Raw genomic sequence first — 18,231 nt, forward strand, 5'->3', positions numbered from 1 at the left:
TTGAGCGCTGCGATTTAGCGCGCGAGTGTTGCTGCTTATTTGTGTTATTGACGCAGATTACGTACTGCGCGAGTAACGGTGTTGAGGCAGGGGGTTTGCTTCTTACTCCATAACCCCCATAACCCCATAATTAATGAGGCGAGCACTATTATAGATGCTCGCCTCACATAGGACATCATGTAAGAAATATTTTGATTTGCTACTATGCAAATCATATTCCTTACGAGGGGGGGGAAATAGAGTCAGTTCATCGGTAAACCAACTATTAAATTATACATGCTTCCGTGTATTTTCGCCGCGCATAACTGCCGTCATAGATAGCACTCGTGGTGACTTAAATACTTCATCGGTGTGAACTACACGACCATCAGCATCAGCAAGTGGAATACGCCAGTTTGGATACTCTGTACTAGTTCCAGGCTGATTCTGTGAACGCTTCTCGCCGACAGCATCAACCAAAGCTACTTGCAAAAGCAAAGATGGGGAAGTGAGCATAATTGCATGCATAGCTTCCACAATTTCTTGTGCATGACCTTCAACATCCTCAGCAGCATCTTTGCTAATCCAACCGTTCTCAAGAAGCATCTTCATCATTGCATCGCGTTCAGCTTGAGCAGCCTCCTGGAACGTTTCTACGGAGTCTGTAAGCAGATGAAGTTGCTCGCGAAGCTTGACATGCTCAAAGGCAAGATAACCAGCTGTAGGTGGCATATCGTGCGTAGTAACGGAAGCAAGAGCATACTCTCGATATGTAGACGGATTAGCAAAAATAATTTGCTTCTTTCCAGCCTTCTTAGTAGCGGCTTCAGCTTCGTCGTCGTGGGTGAACCACTCAACAACAGTGCCAAGCACGCCATGAGATGCAAGAACCTTAGAAACATACTTCGGCACAGTGCCCAAATCTTCGCCAATAACAACACCGCCTGCGCGAGTTGCTTCAATAGTGAGAACTGCGAGCATTGCATCTACATTGTAGTACACATACGCGCCGTTTCTAGCACCCTGTCCTTGTGGAATCCACCACAAGCGGAACAATCCAAGAACGTGATCAATACGAGCAGCTCCTGCATGCAAGAACACGTTATGAACCATGTCTCGGTAAGCAATATAGCCAGTTTCATCCAAATAATTTGGATCGAATGGAGGTTGACCCCAATCCTGACCTTGCTGGTTGTAGAAATCAGGAGGAGCACCAACGCTTACACCATTAGCAAATCGTTCCGGACTCCACCAAACGTCAGCACCGTAGCCGTGTACGCCAACTGCCATGTCTTGCATAAGACCAATTGCCATACCAGCAGCTTTAGCTTCAGCGTGAGCTGTAGCAACTTGCTCATCAGCAATCCACTGAAGCCAACGATGGAACTCAAACAAGTCAGCATGTTCGCGCTTAAGTCGCTCAATTTGCGGAGTGCCTTTGCCTGTAGTGTCAAACCACAAATTCTCGCCCCAAGGAGCACCCCAAACCTCAAACGCAACACACCAAGTTGCAAAGGCGTCAAGATCTTCACCAGAACGATGCTTAAACTCACTAAACTCGCGCTCGCGCTCGGTAGAACGAGGTTGCTTGAAAATAATACGCAACGCAGGAAGCTTGGCATCCCATGCAGCGTTGATATCTATAGGATTTGGATTATTGTTTTGAGGAGCAATAGACTCATGCAATTGCTCTACTTTAGCAAGATCTTCGCCACTTAATTCAGCATATTCCGGAATATCTTGCGGACGAATATAAGTGACATTCAAGAACCTACGAGACTCAGGTAAGTACGGTGAAGGCTCAAGAGGTGTTACTGGAGCGCACGCATGAATTGGATTAATCAGCATAAAATCAGCCTTGCCGATTTCTCCAGCATCCTTAAGTAGGCGACGCAAATCGCCATAATCGCCAATTCCCCAAGAATCTTTTGAACGCACAGAATACATTTGCGTCATGAATCCCCAACGGTGCTTTTGCTTAACGCTTTCAGGCAATGGAATACGCGCAGGTGCGGCAATCAATGTGACATCAGCATGTTGAGCCGTCTCGCCATTCGCGCTGATTACTTTGGCATGCAAAGTGTGGTAGCCCATTGGCAAATCATCCGGAAGTTCAATGAACAAGTCTCCATCGTCTTCGGATTGAATATCGCCTAACGAGTCTTCATAATCTGTTCCATCTTCGAGTGTAAGAGAAATGTGAATTTGCTCTTTTTTGGCATCTCCTGCGTGAATTGGTACGCAAGTTTTTGCGCCATTAAACGAAACGACAGTTGGTGGCAATAACTCGCTAGAGCGTTTGCGCTGAACCTTCTCGTATGAAATTGCAATATTGTCTTGAGTGTCGGCAGGCATGCCTAATGCATCAAGTACTCCAACTAATGCTTCATCTGTAATTTCGGTGTAGCTTCCTTGCTGATCAATATAAAAAGTGGCAACGCCGCACGCCTTAGCAAGCTTAATAAGTGGACGTGCAAGACGTTCTGCGCTTTCTTCCATAGGCTTATCAGCATCAGCTTTGCCAGTAGCTGTTGTTGTCATGGTGCTCCTTCTACTTTATGATTTGGCACATTCCTAACATCGTCGTAAGCGTGCCAAATGTGCAACTATGGCGATAGCGTGTAAATCAATACATCTCTGGATTGAAATACACCCTGCCTGTCAATTATATAAATACCTGACATCGTTTGCAAATTAGCGTTGCGACATATTTGCTAGTTTTTATAAGTAATTGCAACTAAACACAAGTGTTGTGATTACTCATGTTTAGTTGCAATCGTCTGACAGTTTATTATTTTTTTTACTTACTAAAACGCAATTACTTGTTGCTAAGCACAACAAAAGTTCTGATAGGCAAGTGTAGGGTAGCAGCGCTTTTTTCAGTTGTAATATTTACCGCGGTGTCAGGTTGTTTTCCAGTCCACTTAGCAAAATAATCACTTGAATTAAGTACGCAATGCCACTCTTGAGCCTTTGCGCTATGAATAGCAGGTAGCTGAATAGTTGCATCTTCATGATACATAGGATTTGCGCAAACAATTAAATTATTGCCAATGCGCGTAGCCAAAACAGTATGGTTAGACGTTTCAAGTTGTTTGCGTTTGCCATCATACAATGAGCTATATTCAGCGCGAAGCTTTATAAGTGCACGATACCATTGAACAAGCGGATTGAAACGTTCAGCGCGCGCCCAGTCAAGCTGGTTCATTAGTACACCGCGATTATAAGAATTATCGCAACCGTGCTTAGTGCGTCCAAACTCTTCTCCGCTTAGCATAAACGGCGTGCCTGCAGAGCACAAAACAATTCCAGCTGCAAACATATTAGCGTTCAAAATATCCGCAACTTGTTGTGCATCTTGAGCGTCAAACTCAAAATCGCTAGCATTCTCGCGCATAGAGATACAAAGCTTATCCCAGAAAGTCAAATCGTCGTGAGCAGAAGTATATTGAACAATCTGTCCAACTTCTTTACCTGCAGAAGGCGTATCACGCCATGCATTAAGAGTTTGGCGAGCCGCATCTGAGCACCAGAGCTCATTGCCATTTACATACCCGCGGTCGAGATGGTTCATGACGTTGCCTTTGAGGGAATCGCGAGACTCGTCACTAAACCAGCCTATGCGCTCGTTAAGAGTGCTTCTGCCGTCTTTATCTCCCATCGGAACTTTTTCATCAACAGCAGGATCCGAAGCACTCCACGGTTCTCCATACATAACAATATCTTTACCGCCAGGAAGCTCATCTAATGCAGCTCGTGCCTGATTTAAGGTTTCAGTATCAGTCAATCCCATAAGATCAAAACGGAAACCATCAATGTGATAGCAGCGTGCCCAATGCAGCAAAGATTCAATAATAAACCTGCGGAACATAGGATGTTCAGAAGCCATTTCATTTCCACAGCCAGAGCCGTTAGCAAAAGATCCGTCAGAGTCTCGCCTGCAGAAATACCCAGGAGCCATGCATTCGAAAGCGTTTTCTGCAGACTTGTACATGTGATTATAAACAACATCCATAATTACGCGTTGGCCATTAGCATGTAATGCCGCAATCATTGCTTTGCATTCGCGAATTCGCGCAGTGCCGTCGTAAGGATTGCTAGAATAAGCACCTTCAGGAACGTTGTAAGCGTGAGGATCATAACCCCAGTTGTATAGAGAATCTAATTCTTCTGCTGAAGCACCGTTTTTGCGCGCATTGTCGATTGCGGATTCGTCAACTGTTGCAAAATCGTAAATAGGTTCGAGTTGCACATGAGTAATGCCAAGCTGCTTTAAATAATCCAAGCCAGTAGGGAAGTTGCATTCAGAAGAATCTGGATTTTGCAAAGATGTATGTTCATCAGTAAAAGCGAGATATTGGCCTCTATGCTCTGGCTTAAAGCCGCCATTAGGATTGCTGCTGAAATCTGCAACATGCGTTTCCCACACAACCATTGCATGACGCACAAACTTAGGAGACTTATCTTTATGCCAATTGGCAGGAGACACTCGCTCATCGTCTATGACAAGGCTGCGCTCACCATTTACACCGCTCGCTACACCCCAAGGGTCACTAGTTCGATTTACTGTGCCATCTTGGAAAGTAACAAGATAATCGTAGTATATGCCGTCTAAACGCTTACGGAAATTAATCCGCCAAGCTCCGTCATGCAACGGTTTCAATTCGTGTGTTTGAATTGGCTCACTGTTGTTTCCGGTTTCAAAAAGTCTTAACGTCACATTCTGTGCAGTTGGTGCCCATACAGTAAATGTTGTAGATTTAGCGTTTAAAGTAAATCCAAGAGGTCCTTCGTATACAGGCCATGTTGCCGAAGATGGAGTCGTCATATAGGGTATCCTTCTTCCTTCGCTATTTTGCGAATTGTCTAAATTTTCTAAATTATTTAATCGTATTAGTAATTATACAGTTTTTAAATTTTATTATTTACTTATTGTTCTGTTATCAAGTTTTTTTATGTTTTGCGGCACTATTTGGCTAAACACGGTAGGGTTTATGCGATAGCCATTATCGTATTAAGTCAAACGGCGAGTGTGTTAAGTTATTTTTTATTTTTACGTGTTCGTGTTGTCTAGCGAAAGAGAAGGCTGAAACGCTCGAAAGCGTCTCAGCCTTCAGTAGATTTATATCCTGTAAATTATCAGCCTTTAACGGAGCCAGACATGGACTCTTCGTAGAAGCGCTGCATAATAATGAACAGGATTACGATTGGTATGGAAATGCACACAGCGCCTGCCGCGAATGCAGCGTACCAATCAGGTAGATACTTTTTGGTAAGCATCTCCATTAATCCGTAAGCAACTGTGTAGTTTTCCTTATTGTCTCTCACTACTGTCTTCACCATAACGAAGTCTAGCCATGGTCCCAAGAATCCAGTAATTGCTTGGAACACAATCATAGGCTTGCAGATTGGAACAATAATCTTCCAGAATACTTGCCACTTTGTGCATCCATCCAAGTATGCAGCTTCATCCAAAGACTTTGGAATAGTATCCATGTAGCCCTTCATAATGTAGAAGCCGGCACCGCTACCTGCAGAATAAACGATAATAAGTGCGATTAATACAATCGAACCTTTTGTTAAACCAAGAGCCTTCAAAATGAAGTAGATAGCAATAACAGCCATGATACCTGGGAACATACCAAGAATCAGAGCAAGATTCATGAATGTCTTACGTCCTTTGAAACGGAGACGAGACATGCAGAAGGACACCGCTAACACAAACACCAAAGAAATAATGCACACGAAAATTGACACAATCAAAGTGTTGAGGAACATTCGTGGGAAATTAATGTCATCGGTATCGGTAAATAACTTTATATAGTTATTTAGTGAGTATTCAGTTGGGAAGAAGGTTTTCTGATAGGAACCAGTGTTCTTGTTGAAGCTTTCTAACAAAACCCACAAGATTGGAATCAGCCAAATAACTGACAACACCAGCAAGAACAAATGTGAGAAAGTATCTCCAATTACTCTTCTGACATGTTGATCTTTAAGGAAAGAAACACTACGAGTGCTCTTTACAACAGCTTCTTCGTTCTTAGTTGTAGTTTTATCACTCACCGGAATCCCTCCTCATTCTTGTAAGATCCAGAGTTGCGATACGTAATCAGTGCTACGACAGCAAGCACAATGAACGTCAAAATACCAATTACTGCACCTGCGTTGTAGTTTTGCTGGTCAACAGTCAACTTGTAGAGCCATGTGATAAGCAAGTCGGTGCCGCCTGCACTGTTGACTTTGCTACTTGCTGGACCACCTTTTGTTAAGAGGTAAATAACGTTGAAGTTATTGATGTTGCCAGTAAAGGTAGTAATCAAATATGGAGTCATAACAAAGATGATGTACGGCATTGTGACGTTCATGAAACGTTGCCACCAACCTGCGCCATCGAGCTCTGCAGCTTCGTAAAGTTCTGCAGGAACGTTTTGCAAGATACCTGTAATCTGCATGATGGTGAATGGAATACCAACCCAAAGATTGATAAGAATTACCGTCACTCGAGCCCAAGTTACATCCGTAAGGAAAGGAAGCTCCTGATGTATCCAACCGTTTTGCTTAAAGACAATGTTAATAACACCGTTCTGGCTAAGCATATTGTTCATAATAAGCAATGAAACAAACTGTGGAACTGCAATTGTAAGGGAGAAGCAAGTTCGCCACAATCCCTTAAGACGAGTGGACTTTCTATTGATTATCATTGCAATGAACATGCCGAGGAAGAAGTTCAGGAAGGTTGCAAGGAATGCCCAAACAAGAGTCCAGATTAATACGTCAAAGAATACGTCAGCTTTAATTAAATCACTTTTTCCGGTTAAGAATTGAGAAAAAACGTCTAACCCAATCCAACTGAATTTTTGTTGATGATTCTCGTCATAGCTTGTGAAAGCCATAGAAATCATGAAGAACAATGGCAAAATTGTGAATAACACAATGCCAGCAGTTGGAAGAGTCATAAAACCGACGTGTGCTTTTTCGTCAAGAAGAGTCTTCGCATCATCAATGAAATTAAGTGGCTTCTTGCCGTCTGCCATTACAGATTGCGCTTTGTACGCGCTGCGAAGAGCGAGAGTTGCCAGATATACAAGCAATACAATCGCTAATATCGACATAACTCCATACAGTAAAATTTCTACAGAATTATCGCCTGCACTGTATCGCCAGAATCCGTTGACTTTAACTCTGCCTTGTTCTACTGTGCCAAGAGTGTTGATTTTTGGAAGATAATCCAATCCAATTGCAAATAAGAATACGAATAAAGTTGCTTCGCACGCTAAGAATATAACGCCTTTGATGTATTGCTTGCGGACAAAATTGCCAAAGCCAAATATGACAACAGAAATCCATGAAAGAATGTCCGCATGTTTTGCAGCCTCTTTCAGTGAATAAGGTGAAGGAGCAAAGCGTTCTGCAGTTGACGTCTTCTTCTGGCGTCTTTCTCGCTTTGTGGATGTCGTGCCAGTCATGACATGCCTTTCATGTAAACAAAATTATTTTGTAGAAGATAAACAATGCGCCCCACCCCTTGCCGGAGCGGGGGCTGGGGCGCATTGTTTTACTCAAAGTGCATAAAACACTGCTTATGCATCTATTTAGATTTGTTGGCTAGAGTAAGTTTTGTTTACTTACTTCTCTAAGCCCTTAGCAAATTCTGCGGTCTGCGCGGCAGCATTATCGCCAGTAATCTTACCGGTGGAGATAGAAGTGCCGAATGCTTGAACTGGATCCCAGAACTTACCCATTTCAGGAATTGCTGGCTGCAAGACAGAAGTCTTAGCAATTGTTTCCATCTGAGCAACAGCAGCTGGCTCTGCCTTTACGCTATCAGCAAGGGACTTGTCAGAAGGAATTGCACCTTCCTTTTCGAAAGCAATCTGCTGGGACTTCTTGGAGCCCAAGAATGCAGCGAACTTAGCAGCCATCTCTGGAGACTTGGTGTTGGTGTTGTAAGCAACAGCCTTAGAACCAGCGAAGGACTTCATCTGGTGCTCGCCAGACTCAGTCTTGAAGGTTGGAAGAGCAGCTGCAGCATAGTTATCCTTCAAGGCGTCCTTAACCTTGGCTGCATCCCAAGAACCGGAGAACATTGCATCAACGGAGCCGTCCTTCAAGCCAGCCAAGCCGCGACCATTTCCATCAAGTACGAAGTGCTTTTCGTTTCCAACGAGCTTTGTTGCAATGTACTTGGTAACTTCAGCAGCCTTATCACTGAGCTTCATGCCAGCCTTAGCATCGTTTCCATTTTCGCCGAAGAGCGTCATATTGCCATCGAGGTAGAAGCCTGGGAGATACCAAGCATTAGCAAGATCGAATGAAACCTTGCCCTTTTCAAGCATCTTGTCGAGGGACTTAACGTCATCAGCGGAGAACTTGGACTTGTTGTAGTACATGAACCAAGTGTTGCCGGTGTAAGGAACGCCGTAAAGTTTACCGTCCTGAGCGGTAACAGACTTAATCAAAGTATCTTCGTTCTGTTCCTTAACTTGCTTTGTGGCGTCATCGCTTAATTCGCCGATTGCTCCAGCCTTTACCAAGTCGCCGAGCTGATCGTTAGGGAAGAGGAACACATCAGCAGCAGCCTTAGCATCCTGCTTAACAGCCTTAGCAGCGTCTGGTGGCTCAACAACAGCGTTCTTGAAAGTAACGTTTGGATTTTCCTTCTTGAATTCTGCTTCAACAGTCTTAATCCAGCCGCCATCTTTCTGATCGTCAGCAGAACCCCAAACAGTGAGCTGAACAGGTGCTGAATCAGCAGCCTTCTTAGCGCTATTGTTAGTGCTTGAACCGCAAGCTGCAAATCCAAACAAAGTAGCAACTGCAAGACCTGCACCCAGCATCTTCTTAATATTCGTCATCCTTGACCTCCTATATCATGCCAAAAACTGGCATATCATTTGGTGGCGTAGTAACGGACTCCGTTGTGGCGCAACATCGCGATTGCTGCGTAGAGCAGCGTCACAAGTCTCACAAATCCGTTCGTAAGCACTGTGTAGTATACACGGATATCGTGTCGTTTGCAAATGAGTGGCGGGTTAATCTGTATATTTCGCCCTATAAATTTTTTCAAGTGGTTGCGTGTAAACTAAATAGCACAACGCTAGAAGGGTGAAATAATGGCATTATACGATCATGCTCAGTGGCTTAAAGACGCGGTTTTTTACGAAATCTATCCGCAAAGTTTTTGTGATTCCAATGGCGATGGCATAGGTGACATTCAAGGAATTATCAAAAAGTTAGACTATGTAAAATCGCTTGGCTGCAACGCAATTTGGCTTAATCCTTGCTATGACTCGCCTTTTAAAGATGCGGGCTATGACGTGCGCGACTACAAAAAAGTAGCTGCTCGCTATGGCACTAACGAAGACTTGCAGCAGCTTTTTAGTGAAGCTCACAATCAAGGAATCCGCATATTGCTTGATTTAGTGCCAGGTCACACTAGTGAAGAACATGAATGGTTCCGCGAAAGTTCAAAAGCTCAAGAAAACGAGTTCAGTAAGCGCTACATTTGGACCGACAGTGCGTTTAGCGGCTATTCTATGCCGTTTGTTGGTGGTGAAACTGAGCGTGACGCCACTTATATTCTAAACTTCTTCAAATGTCAGCCTGCATTAAACTACGGTTTTGCACATAGGGATAGAGCTTGGCAATCCGCTCCAGATTCCAAAGAAGCGGCAGAAACTCGCGCTGCAATGGTTGATATTATGCGATTTTGGCTTTCGCTTGGTGCGGATGGATTCCGAGTTGATATGGCTGATTCGCTTGTAAAAAACGATGACAATAATGGCGAAGGAAGTCTTGGAAAAGACAATACAATTCGCGCATGGCAGGAAATGCTTGGCACTGTAAAAGAAGAGTATCCGCAGGCTGCTTTTGTGTCCGAATGGGGCAGACCGCGTCAGGCTCTTGCTGCCGGATTCGACATGGACTTCTATTTGAATTGGCGCTGGGATGGCAATCCTAATGGTTATGCGCGTTTACTTCGTGACGTTGATAACGCTTTAGATAACAATTCTGAGCGCGATCACAGCTACTTTAATGCGCACGGTGGCGGCAGTATTTGCCCATTTTTAGACGATTATTACCCACAATATGAGTCAACCTGCAACCAAGGTTACTTTAGTTTCATCACATGCAATCACGATACGCCGCGTCTTGCTCCGCGTCTTGACGATCGTGAGCGTCGCGTGGCTTTTGGCATGATACTCACTATGCCAGGCGTGCCATTCGTGTATTACGGCGACGAAATTGGCATGAAATATCGCGATATTCCAACAAAAGAAGGCGGCTACGCTCGTACGGGCACTCGTACGCCAATGCAATGGGATGATGCAAAGAATTTTGGCTTCTCGACGGCTGCAAAATCTAAATTATACTTGCCTGTTGAAGCGCGAGCAGACGGAAGAACTTGCGCAAATTCTCGAAAACAAGCAGTGGAAAGTGGTGAAATTCCAACTGTTTCTGCGCAAATTAATTGCGAAGATTCCTTCCTTTCGTGGGTGCGCTCGCTTATTGCGCTTCGCCATAGTCGCAAATCTTTGCAAGCTGACGCGTCTTGGAGAGTTTTGTATGCTCCGGTTGACGGCCGCGGCTTTGCTTACGAGCGTTGCGCAAAAGGTGGCGCAGGAGAATCAGCTGTGGAACGAAGCATTGTGGTTATGAACCCAGGTGTAAATAGTGAAACAGTTTCATTAGAAGCATTAGCGAATCTTACGCAAGAATCTGCTTACAATCCATTACTGAAAATTGGAGAAATATCAGTTGATGGTGATTGCTTAACACTCGGCGCTCAAAGTTTTGCAGTGTTTGGAATGTAAATTACAGGTTAGGTAGATACGCGACTACGGATAAAGTTTATATAAACTAGGTATGCGCAAATAAACAAGGACGTGCAATGAGTATTAATAGTGGTAAAGCAATAATGCGTGATAGCGGTAACGCGAATAAGGAAATGCTTGATGCAAACGGCAAACCAATTCGTGCTGACCGTAACATAAAAACTGGAATCACGCTCAATAAACTCAAAATGCTCGGCGCTTTTATGCTTATGCTAGGTGCATTTAGTAACACAGTAATTGCACGAATGTTCGGCGGAACAGTAACCAATAATATGTTTGCATTGACAGTCATATTAGTTTGTGAATTTATAAGCTGGACTGCAGTGCCATGGTATGCGTGGATACTAGTACGCGGATACCATAACACGCATAATTTGAATCTTTACATGTTGAGATTGCTGATTTTAGCAGTGGTTTGCGAAGTTCCATACGATTTGGTGAATTCAAAATGTTTGTTCGACATGCGTTCGCAAAATCCTGTATTTGCAATGGTTATTTCCCTATTCGTACTTTCGAGTATAGATACAATTAGGGAACGTTTAAGCGGATTTAGTAAAGGTTTTGCTATTACCGTGCTTATCATTGCGGGTCTTCTTTGGAATTTGATAGGAAAAGTTTTTGTGCAGCATGGAATTTTCTTCGGCGGCGTAACTTTGCTTATTTTCGTACTTCTTTTTGAATTATTAAAAAAGCGCGAAATTACTATGGAGATGACTGCAGGAATGTTCGGCGCTATGTCGATGCTTACACCTGGTATTGGTGTAGCTGTGTTGCATTATCGTAGCCCTTATGGTGATGGTCCTAAAAACTCGACGACGTTCCGTTGTGTTATGTATGCGTGGTATCCGCTGATGTTGATCATTGCGTCAGTGTTTGCAGTATACATTCATTAAAGTTATAAGTTGTAAGCAAACAAAATAATACATAAAATAATACATAAAATTGTTAATAAGCAAAGTTGCAAGGTAACAGCAGAGATGTGCAGTAGTATGGACTCTTCCAAGTTGGGAATTTTTTATAAGTACGCAACTGATTCAAATGCAAAGGCGCAGGATAGTCAGGTAATTAAGGGCGAAAAGTGGCGAATTACGGTTATTACAGATTCGCTTATTCGTCTTGAATGGAGCGATGATGGAAAGTTTGTTGACAATCCTACGCAAACTGTAATCTGCCGCAATTTTGCTCACAAAAGCGCGGACGCTCAGCCGCAATTTAGTGCGCGCACAAACGAAAATGAATGGCTGGAAGTCGAAACTGAAAAGCTGCATCTTACTTATAATTGCGAAGCTTTTAGCAAAGAAGGTTTAAGTATTGTTGTGCGCGGAGTGCCGTGCACGCAGTTTAATACGTGGCATTACGGCGACGCGTGCCCGGGAAATCTTCTTGGAACTTTTAGAACTTTGGATCAGGCGAATGGCCCGGTAAAACTTGGTAAAGGAATACTTTCGCGCGACGGATGGTCTATTTTAGACGATTCTGCAACTTGCGAAATTGCTCCGGCTGAGGAAATAAATGGCAAACCAAACCCGTATGGGGCTTGGGTTAAGTCGCGTGCGCAAAAAGTTAGCGAGCAATCAGGTAGATACAAGGACTTGTATTTCTTCGGTTACGGACACCGCTATATTCAAGCAATTCAAGACTTTTATAAGCTTACGGGCGCTCAGCCGCTGCTGCCACGTTTTGCGCTAAGCAATTGGTGGAGCCGCTACTATCGCTACCGTCAAGACGAATATTTGCAATTGCATAATCGTTTTAAGCGCGAAGGCATACCTTTTAGCACGGCTGTTATTGACATGGATTGGCATGTTACTGATGTTGATCCGAAGTATGGATCCGGTTGGACGGGCTATACGTGGAACGAGGAACTTTTCCCGGATCATCGTGCTTTTTTGCGTAAACTTAACGCTGCTGGATTGTCTCCAACTTTGAACTTGCATCCGCGCGACGGCGTGCGTGCGTTTGAAAAAGATTATCCGCAAGTTGCGCAAGATGCTGGCATTGATCCGGCAAGCGGCAAAGCTGTGGAATTTGATTTAACGAATCCGCAGTTTGTGAAGGCTTACTTCAACATGCATCATCGTATGGAAGATGAAGGCGTGCGATTTTGGTGGATTGACTGGCAGCAGGGGGGAGTTACGCGCGAGCCTGGCTTGGATCCTCTTTGGATGCTGAACCACATGCATTATGAGGACGCTGCGCGCGAAGGTCGATGGCCTATTACGTTCTCTCGTTATGCTGGCCCTGGTTCGCATCGCTACCCAGTTGGATTCTCGGGAGATACCGTTACTACTTGGGATTCGCTTGCTTTCCAAACTTACTTCACTTCTACAGCTTCCAATATTGGCTACGGATGGTGGAGTCACGATATTGGCGGACACATGCTTGGCGTTAGAAATAACGAGTTGGAAGCGCGATGGTACGCTTTCGGCGCGTTTAGTCCTATTAATCGTTTGCACTCTACTTGCTCGCCATTCGCTGGAAAAGAGCCGTGGAATTTCCCTCGGGAGACTCGCGAAGCAATGGTGAAAATGCTTCGTTTGCGCGCGGAACTTTTGCCATACGTTTATACGATGAATTATCGCGCGGCTTTTGATGGCAGGCCGATTATTGAGCCAATGTACTGGCAGTCGCCGGAAGTTGGAATGGCTTACGAAATTCCTAACGAGTACCGTTTTGGAAGCGAGCTTATAGTATCGCCGATTGTTTCGCCTAACGACGCGGCTGCTTTGCGCGGATGTGCTGGAGTTTGGTTGCCGGAAGGCGATTGGTACGATTTGTTTGACGGACGCAGGTATGTGTCTCGCGGCTGGAATGGCCGCAGATTTGAAGCGTGGCGCTCACTTGACCGCGTGCCGGCTTTTGCGCGCGCTGGAGCGATTGTGCCTCTGCAAGTTTTGCCGGAAGTTGCAGATTGCGAGCGTAGTGCTGAGACCGCTGAATCTGTTAATAGCATTGAAAATCCGCGGGCTTTGCGAGTTCTTGCATTCCCTGGAGCTGACGGCGAATTTGTGATGCGAGAAGATAACGGCGATTTTGCTGCCGCGTCTGCTGGAAATACTGCTAATACACGTATGAATTTTGTGTGGCGAGACGGCAATGGTTCTTCGCAATTTATTATTTCCGGTGTTGCAGGATGTGATGCTGCCGTAGAATCTGTGCCGCAAAAACGCAACTGGAACGTTGTATTTAGAGGAGTTGCTTGCATAGATTTTGCTCACGTGCGCGTGTTTGTTGGGAGCCGAGAGCTTAACGCAAGCGAGTTTGCGGTTTCTTACGAAGGCGAAGAGGCGACTTTGAGCTTGTCGGTTTCTGTGAAAGACGTGCCAGCTCGTTCGGAAGTTTGCGTAATTGTTGACGGTGGATTGCAAATCGCTGCCGACCCTAAAGTTGGCGACGCTTACCGATTCCTGCTTCAAGCGCAAGTGCCGTACAGAGGCAAGGAAATGGCTTTTGATGCAGTGCGAGATTCTGGCGGAAGTGCAAGTGCTATTGCTGAAATCTCAACTCTTGAATACGAGAACGAATCGGAAGCAGAAAAGTATCGCAACAGCGTTGATATGCTTAACGCTTACGCAACCGACCAGCCTTCCGTAGTTAAGTGGGCGCAATGGCGTTGCACACTGCCTGTTTCGGTAAAGCACGCGCTTGAGGAGATTTTGCTGCGCTCGGTTGAGTAATTCCGTCAGCGCGAGCGCGACGACCTGCCTGAGCGCATAGAGCGTAGCGCGCGAAGGCAACTCGGAGCGGAAACTCGCTTAAGTTGGAAGTTCAGTGGACTTCCAACGCGAGTTTCGCGCGCGAGCGTAATCCGCGCGAGCGCTGTCTGCGCCAGTAACGAAAAAACGGAGTTATACGTTACTCGCGCAGAAACCGTACTGCGTCAGTAACGAAATTGCTTAGTTTTGCGATTTGACATGCCATCTCAATTAACCAATTTTTCACAGAAGTGCTAGAATGCTGCACGGTAGTGTGACGAAGCTCACATATTTTCGTTGCGTCTATCTGTAGCGTTTGTAATATCGCTAAAGTTGGCAATATTACAGCGTTTTACAATCGCAGTTTTGAAAGTCAAAGCTACGAAACGCGGGAGCTTGTTCTATACAGGCTGAGAGGGCGAAAGCCGACCGTAAACCTGATGCGGGTAATGCCGCCGTAGGGAAGGAGTATTATGCGAAATATTCGTATTATTGGTGCAGGTATTATTGGTTTAGCAACAGCGTGGAGACTTACGGAAGCTGGCGTAAAAGTTAGCATAATTGATCCAGATCCAGTCTCCGGTGCTTCTCACCATGCTGCCGGCATGCTAGCTCCTACCGCAGAAATGCAATATCAGCAAGAAGCGTTGTATCCTCTTATGTTTGAGTCTGCAACTATGTATAAGGAATTGGTTGATTCGGTTGCAAAGTACACCGATAAGCCAACTGGCTACTTAGAGTGCGGCTCTTACGTAATTGGCGGCGACGCTGCAGATAACGAGCACGTGAACGAGTTGCTAAACTTGCAGCATCGTTACGGCCGTAGAGCTGAGCATATTTCTGTGAGTAAGCTTCGTGAGATTGAGCCTGCGCTTTCGCCAACTATTGCTGGCGCTGTAAGCGTGCCGGACGATCATCAAATCAACCCTCGTCTTTTCACTGCAGCAATGATTGATGCACTCGAAAAGCGCGGTGTTGTTATTGAGCGTCGCGCAAGTACTCCGGATGATTTGGGTCCAGACACAGTTTTGGCATCTGGTTTGGGTGCTAAGGATATGCTTCCTCAGCTTAAGCTTCGCGCTGTGTGGGGCGATATGATTCGTATGACTATTCCAGAGCCTTTGCGCCCAATTTTGAGCTCTGTGGTTCGTGGATTTGTGCATGATCGTCCAGTTTATTTGGTGCCTCGCGCTAAGGAAACAGGCGAGCTCGTGCTCGGCGCTACTTCTCGCGAAGATGACCGCGATATTCCAAAGGTCGGTGGCGTGCTCGACTTGCTTCGCGATGCTGCAAGCGTGCTTCCTGGCATTCAGGAATGCTCTATTACTGAGGTTACTGCTGGCGGTCGTCCTGGAACTCCAGATGATCTGCCATTTATTGGCATTGATCCTAAGACGCACACCACGATTTCCACCGGTTACTTCCGTCACGGAATTTTGCTCACCGCTTTAGGCTCTTCTTTGACTACAAAACTTGTGCTTGAGCAAGAGTTGACTGAGAAGGAAAAGGGCTTCTTGGAGAGCTGCAATCCTGCTCGCTTCTAATCGCTAATTCCAGTGAATTCGTTATATTCCGCTGCGAATTGTGTGAAGCGTTCAAATATAGACGTAAGTGTGATGCAGAAAGTACTTTTAGTAATTCAGCTTTTAGTTAGTAAAGGTTAGATTATGCAAATCGTAGTCAATGGTGAAACTGTTGAAGTGCAAGACGGATTAACTGTTGCTCAGCTTATTGCGCAACGTTATGGTTCGGATGCAGGACCTGGTATAGCGGTCGCAATTGGCGACGATGTGCTTTCTCGCTCGCAATGGGAATCAGCCGTCATATGTGATGGGAATCAAATCGAGATTCTTAGCGCAGTTCAAGGCGGCTGATTTCAAATAATTTGAGTATAGTTTCAAAAAAATTTAAATAAAAGGCTTAAAATGACAGAAAATAATACAGAAGAAAGTGCCGATACTTGGCAGTTTTGCGGTAAGACTTTACATTCAAGGCTTTTGCTTGGCACTGGCGGCATGACGAGCATTGACATTATGGAAAAGTCACTTGTAGCTTCAGGTGCGGAAGTGGCTACGGTTGCAATGCGCCGTCACGCAAAAACAGGCGTGGATATTTACGGCATGTTGCAGCGTCACAATATTAACGTTTTGCCAAATACTGCTGGTTGCAAAACTGCGCATGACGCTGTGCTTACAGCAAAAATGGCTCGTGAATCGCTTGGAACTGATTGGATTAAGCTCGAAGTGATTGCAGACGACGATACTTTACTTCCAGATACTCGTGAAGTATTACTTGCTGCAGAAAAGCTTATTGAAGAAGGCTTTAGCGTTCTTTGCTACACGAATGACGACCCGATTGTGGCTCGTCGCTTGGTTTCGCTTGGTGTGAAGGCTGTTATGCCTGGTGGTGCTCCAATTGGAACTGGTCTTGGTATTTTGAATCCTCGAAATATTGAGCTGATTGTCCAAGAATGCAAGGAAGCTGGCGTTCCTGTGATTTTGGATGCCGGCGTTGGCACTGCTTCCGATGTTGTTAAAGCTTTCGAAATTGGCTGCTCTGGTGTGCTTCTTGCAAGCGCTGTAACTCGCTGTCCAGACCCAGTGAAGATGGGTCGTGCAATGGCTGCTGCTGTAACTGCTGGAAAGCTTGCTCACGATGCTGGCCGTATTCCTAAGCGTGAGCATGCGCTCGCTTCTTCGCCTGTTGAAGGTCGCGCTTGGGCTGATTCTGTACTGTAAATTTTGTACTGTAATTTTTCGGCATATTATTCAACATGACGATTAATAAAATTTACGACAACCTGCAGGAGCTTGAGGTGGAACGCACTAGCCGCCACTTGCTCCTGCCGGGCTTTACGCATGAACATCAGCAGTTACTTCGCGATGCGAAAATCTGCATGGTCGGAGCAGGTGGACTTGGTTCGCCATGCTTGCTTTCGCTTGCTGCAGCAGGAGTTGGCGAAATTACGATTTGTGATGACGATGTTGTTGAGCTTTCTAATTTGCAAAGGCAGACTTTATATACTGTCGATCAGTGTGGCAAATCTAAAGCGCAACTTGCGGCTAAGCGTCTGCAAGCGTTATCTCCGGGTTTAAAAATCAACCTTGTAGATAGATTTAATGAAGACAACGCAAAGCAACTTGTAGAAAGTCACGACTTAATAATTGATGGTTGCGATAATTTTGCTACTCGCTTTTTGATTGCGGATGCTGCTTGGAGTGCTGGTACGCCAGAAGTTTACGGATCGGTGCTTTATTATGAAGGTCAAGTAAGCGTTTTTATGCCTGGGGAGGGACCAGGATTGCGCGACTTGTACCCTTGTCCTCCGCCTAAAGAAAAAGTGCCAAAATCGGCAGTATTGGGCGCGACTGCAGCTATTGTTGGCGCAATGATGGCAACTGAAGCAATCAAACTCATAACCGGTATTGGCACGCCGCTTATTGGTGTTTTGGCGCGCTACAATGCTCTGGATAATTCTTTGCGTCGTTTTAAGTTCAGCGCGTGAATGCTACTGAATTTTGCAGAATTTCCCCTTAATTTTGCTTAAATTGCAAAACTTGAGTCTAGTTGTATAAAGTTTTTTGTAATTTTTGGGAATAAAAGTTGACTTTTATAAGTTGAGTGTAGTAGGCTCAAGTTTTGGAAAGTAAAAAAGCTGGTGATTTACCTAGTTTCCAACAAGGAATCTAAATAAGGTTCAGCTTACGTAACTACAAAACTTG

Annotated in this window: 12 protein-coding genes; 7 read left to right on the top strand and 5 right to left on the bottom strand. The window is 45.0% G+C overall.

The genetic code is table 11. The annotated features are described in order from the left end of the window. Positions 1-270 precede the first annotated feature (270 nt). The 5 genes from malQ to HXT40_RS00985 form a co-directional block, all read right to left on the bottom strand. Positions 271-2,520, bottom strand: a complete 2,250-nt coding sequence (gene malQ, locus HXT40_RS00965) for a 4-alpha-glucanotransferase (protein ID WP_004108143.1) — start codon at positions 2,518-2,520, stop codon at positions 271-273. A gap of 277 nt (positions 2,521-2,797) precedes the next feature. After that, positions 2,798-4,807 carry a type I pullulanase gene (gene pulA, locus HXT40_RS00970; RefSeq protein WP_004108138.1) on the bottom strand — a complete coding sequence of 670 codons (2,010 nt, stop codon included), beginning with the start codon at positions 4,805-4,807 and terminating at the stop codon, positions 2,798-2,800. Between the two features lie 311 nt (positions 4,808-5,118). Continuing rightward, positions 5,119-6,042 (bottom strand): sugar ABC transporter permease, encoded by a 924-nt coding sequence (locus tag HXT40_RS00975; protein ID WP_004104797.1) that lies wholly within the window; start codon positions 6,040-6,042, stop codon positions 5,119-5,121. Further along, positions 6,039-7,445: a carbohydrate ABC transporter permease gene (locus tag HXT40_RS00980; RefSeq protein WP_410310280.1), complete on the bottom strand. Its 1,407-nt coding sequence runs from the start codon at positions 7,443-7,445 to the stop codon at positions 6,039-6,041. The genes HXT40_RS00975 and HXT40_RS00980 overlap by 4 nt, the downstream gene beginning before the upstream one ends. Positions 7,446-7,604: 159 nt before the next feature. Continuing rightward, positions 7,605-8,834 (bottom strand): extracellular solute-binding protein, encoded by a 1,230-nt coding sequence (locus tag HXT40_RS00985; RefSeq protein WP_004108134.1) that lies wholly within the window; start codon positions 8,832-8,834, stop codon positions 7,605-7,607. A 258-nt stretch (positions 8,835-9,092) separates the two neighbouring features. Between HXT40_RS00985 and HXT40_RS00990 the strand changes: the two genes are divergently transcribed. From HXT40_RS00990 to HXT40_RS01020, 7 genes are all read left to right on the top strand, one after another. Next, positions 9,093-10,793: an alpha-amylase family glycosyl hydrolase gene (locus HXT40_RS00990; protein ID WP_410310281.1), complete on the top strand. Its 1,701-nt coding sequence runs from the start codon at positions 9,093-9,095 to the stop codon at positions 10,791-10,793. A 77-nt stretch (positions 10,794-10,870) separates the two neighbouring features. Next, a complete protein-coding gene (locus tag HXT40_RS00995; protein WP_004108130.1) occupies positions 10,871-11,707 on the top strand; it encodes a TraX family protein in 837 nt (278 codons plus the stop codon). A 96-nt stretch (positions 11,708-11,803) separates the two neighbouring features. After that, complete coding sequence (locus tag HXT40_RS01000) at positions 11,804-14,491, top strand: TIM-barrel domain-containing protein (RefSeq protein WP_410310282.1); 2,688 nt, start codon at positions 11,804-11,806, stop codon at positions 14,489-14,491. 491 nt (positions 14,492-14,982) lie between these two features. Beyond that, a complete protein-coding gene (gene thiO / locus HXT40_RS01005) occupies positions 14,983-16,053 on the top strand; it encodes a glycine oxidase ThiO (RefSeq protein ID WP_004104781.1) in 1,071 nt (356 codons plus the stop codon). Positions 16,054-16,176: 123 nt separating this feature from the next. Then, a complete protein-coding gene (gene thiS / locus HXT40_RS01010) occupies positions 16,177-16,383 on the top strand; it encodes a sulfur carrier protein ThiS (RefSeq protein WP_064621649.1) in 207 nt (68 codons plus the stop codon). A 51-nt stretch (positions 16,384-16,434) separates the two neighbouring features. Beyond that, positions 16,435-17,247 (top strand): thiazole synthase, encoded by an 813-nt coding sequence (locus tag HXT40_RS01015; RefSeq protein WP_102155821.1) that lies wholly within the window; start codon positions 16,435-16,437, stop codon positions 17,245-17,247. A 35-nt stretch (positions 17,248-17,282) separates the two neighbouring features. After that, positions 17,283-18,014, top strand: a complete 732-nt coding sequence (locus HXT40_RS01020; protein ID WP_033888410.1) for a HesA/MoeB/ThiF family protein — start codon at positions 17,283-17,285, stop codon at positions 18,012-18,014. Positions 18,015-18,231 lie beyond the last annotated feature (217 nt).

The organism is Gardnerella sp. DNF01180P (genome assembly GCF_049244205.1).
In the GTDB taxonomy this organism is placed as follows: domain Bacteria; phylum Actinomycetota; class Actinomycetes; order Actinomycetales; family Bifidobacteriaceae; genus Bifidobacterium; species Bifidobacterium swidsinskii.

What these genes read in the sequence shown, in the direction of transcription:
- HXT40_RS01000 (WP_410310282.1), top strand. Translation starts at nt 11,804, where the DNA reads ATGGACTCTTCCAAGTTGGGAATTTTTTATAAGTACGCAACTGATTCA.
- HXT40_RS00995 (WP_004108130.1), top strand. Translation starts at nt 10,871, where the DNA reads ATGAGTATTAATAGTGGTAAAGCAATAATGCGTGATAGCGGTAACGCG.
- HXT40_RS01015 (WP_102155821.1), top strand. Translation starts at nt 16,435, where the DNA reads ATGACAGAAAATAATACAGAAGAAAGTGCCGATACTTGGCAGTTTTGC.
- pulA (WP_004108138.1), bottom strand. Translation starts at nt 4,807, where the DNA reads ATGACGACTCCATCTTCGGCAACATGGCCTGTATACGAAGGACCTCTT.
- thiO (WP_004104781.1), top strand. Translation starts at nt 14,983, where the DNA reads ATGCGAAATATTCGTATTATTGGTGCAGGTATTATTGGTTTAGCAACA.
- thiS (WP_064621649.1), top strand. Translation starts at nt 16,177, where the DNA reads ATGCAAATCGTAGTCAATGGTGAAACTGTTGAAGTGCAAGACGGATTA.
- HXT40_RS01020 (WP_033888410.1), top strand. Translation starts at nt 17,283, where the DNA reads ATGACGATTAATAAAATTTACGACAACCTGCAGGAGCTTGAGGTGGAA.
- HXT40_RS00980 (WP_410310280.1), bottom strand. Translation starts at nt 7,445, where the DNA reads ATGACTGGCACGACATCCACAAAGCGAGAAAGACGCCAGAAGAAGACG.
- malQ (WP_004108143.1), bottom strand. Translation starts at nt 2,520, where the DNA reads ATGACAACAACAGCTACTGGCAAAGCTGATGCTGATAAGCCTATGGAA.
- HXT40_RS00990 (WP_410310281.1), top strand. Translation starts at nt 9,093, where the DNA reads ATGGCATTATACGATCATGCTCAGTGGCTTAAAGACGCGGTTTTTTAC.
- HXT40_RS00985 (WP_004108134.1), bottom strand. Translation starts at nt 8,834, where the DNA reads ATGACGAATATTAAGAAGATGCTGGGTGCAGGTCTTGCAGTTGCTACT.